2 protein-coding genes are annotated in these 2,196 nt (G+C 56.9%); both read left to right on the forward strand.

All coding sequences use genetic code 11. The features are described from left to right. The first annotated feature begins 423 nt into the window (after positions 1-423). A complete protein-coding gene (locus FOY56_RS23290) occupies positions 424-1,413 on the forward strand; it encodes a taurine ABC transporter substrate-binding protein (protein WP_146348533.1) in 990 nt (329 codons plus the stop codon). Between the two features lie 153 nt (positions 1,414-1,566). Beyond that, positions 1,567-2,196, forward strand: a 630-nt coding sequence (locus FOY56_RS23295) for an ABC transporter ATP-binding protein (RefSeq protein ID WP_146348534.1), incomplete at its 3' end; no start/stop codon positions are given.

Genomic DNA, 2,196 nt, shown 5'->3' on the forward strand with positions numbered 1-2,196 from the left:
AGGCCATCATCCCGATGGATCAACGGCCAATCATGCACTAACTTTTAAAATGGACCACTCAAGTGGGGCTGCTCACAACCGAAGAAGGGGCTGAGTAAGCGAATTGACAGTCGTTATAATGCCAGATCCATCCGACCTTAAGGCCAGATTAGGCGCTACGCCCGGAGCTTCGGCCAAGCCAGATCAATTTTGTGCCATGATTTCAGCATGCTAGCTACCTGATCGCGTTTTCGCTGCAGCGCCGAAACTTGTGGCGCAACGGTTTGTGGCTGCGTCATTTTATTGCGCGGCAAGCGCGTTTTCGAGTAAAAAAGTTTGACGGGATGACATGCTCACTCGTAGCTTCGCAAAACCAAAAACGGGTTTCACAACACGAAACTCGACAAAGATAACAAAACAGAAGAACAACCAGGGAGAACAAAAATGAAAAAAACTGCACTCGGAATGGTGGCCGGACTGGCGACTGCGCTGTCGGCGACGACGGCGATGTCTGACATCACCGTCGCGTACTTCCTTGAATGGCCGATGCCCTTCGAATACGCTAAGCAAATGGGCACCTACGACGAAGCATTGGGCCAGAAAGTCAACTGGGTCAGCTTTGAATCGGGTGTGAAAATGTCGGCGGCGATGGCGTCGGGCGACGTGCATTTGTCGGTCAGCCAGGGTGTGCCACCCTTCGTGGTCGCCACGTCGGCCGGTCAGGATCTTCAGATCCTCGACGTCGCCGTGTCCTATGCTGAAAACGACAACTGCGTTGTGCGTTCGGAACTGGAAATCGACAAGTCGAACGCGGGCGAGCTGGCCGGCAAGAAAGTCGCCGTACCGCTGGGCACCGCCGCCCACTACGGCTTCCTCAAGCAGATGAGCCACTTTGGCGTGGATGTCGGCTCGATGGATGTCGTCGACATGGATCCGCCTGATGCTGCGGCCGCAATCGCACAGGGCTCGATCGACATGTTCTGTGGCTGGGGCGGGTCGCTGCGTCGCGCGCTTGAGCACGGCAACGTCTTGCTGTCCGGTGCCGAAAAGACCGAGCTGGGCATTCTGGTCTTCGACGTAACCTCGGGTCCGACGGGCTGGGTCGCGGAAAACAGCGATCTGGTTGCCAAGTTCCTCAAAGTCACTGCAGATGCCAACGCGATGTGGGCGGACGAAGCCAACCGCGCGAAAATGCTGCCGGTGATCGCCAAGGATGCCGGTATGGATGAAGACGCCACCATGGCGACCATCTCGACCTTCACTTTCCCGACGGTTGAAGAACAGCTGAGCGGAGCCTGGCTGGGCGGCAATGCACAGACCTTCATGAAGGGCGTTGCGGACGTGTTCGTCGAAGCCGACAGCATCGACAGCGCCCTCGACAGCTATGACGGTGCGGTCAACACTGGCCCGCTTGCTTCTGCAGGCGGCATGTAATCCGTAAGTCAACTATTGGCGCGGCCCGACGTGTTCGGGTCGCGCCTTTTTCCAACTGGCTCTCGCGTTCTGAGGGACGCCTGCGCGAAATGCGCCTGCCAGAGCGCAAAGGGTTGATTACCCCAAGCGACACCTCATTTTGAAAGGAAGGCCATGTCGGGATTGTCTATCGAAAACGTCTCGATGCGTTTCGATCTGCCGAATGGCAGCTCGGTTCAGGCATTGAAGGACGTCTCACTTCATCTCAACGAAGGTGAATTGATGAGTGTGCTGGGCCCTTCGGGCTGCGGAAAAACCACCCTTCTCAACATTGTGGCCGGCTTCCTGGCCCCGACCGAAGGCAAAGTTGTGATGAACGGTCACGTCTGTCTCGGACCGGATGCCGAACGCGGTATGGTGTTCCAGCAGGGGGCGCTTTTCGAATGGATGGACGTGCGGGACAATGTCAGTTTTGGCCCGCGTATGAATGGCCAAAAAGAAAGTGACTATGGCGCGCATGTCGATCACCTGCTGGACGTCACAGGTTTGGGTGATTTCAAGGACAAGGCGATTTACGAACTTTCAGGCGGCATGCAACAACGCGTTGCCCTCGCGCGCTGTCTGGCTAACGATCCAGATGTGATCCTGATGGATGAACCGCTGGGTGCGCTGGACGCGCTGACGCGCGAAAAGATGCAGGGGCTGGTGCTCAAACTCTGGAAAGAAACCGGCAAGACCATCATCCTGATCACCCACTCAGTCGAAGAGGCCTTGCTGCTGGGCGAACGCCTGCTGGTGATGGCG

It is taken from the genome of Falsiphaeobacter marinintestinus, assembly GCF_007923355.1.
In the GTDB taxonomy this organism is placed as follows: domain Bacteria; phylum Pseudomonadota; class Alphaproteobacteria; order Rhodobacterales; family Rhodobacteraceae; genus Phaeobacter_A; species Phaeobacter_A marinintestinus.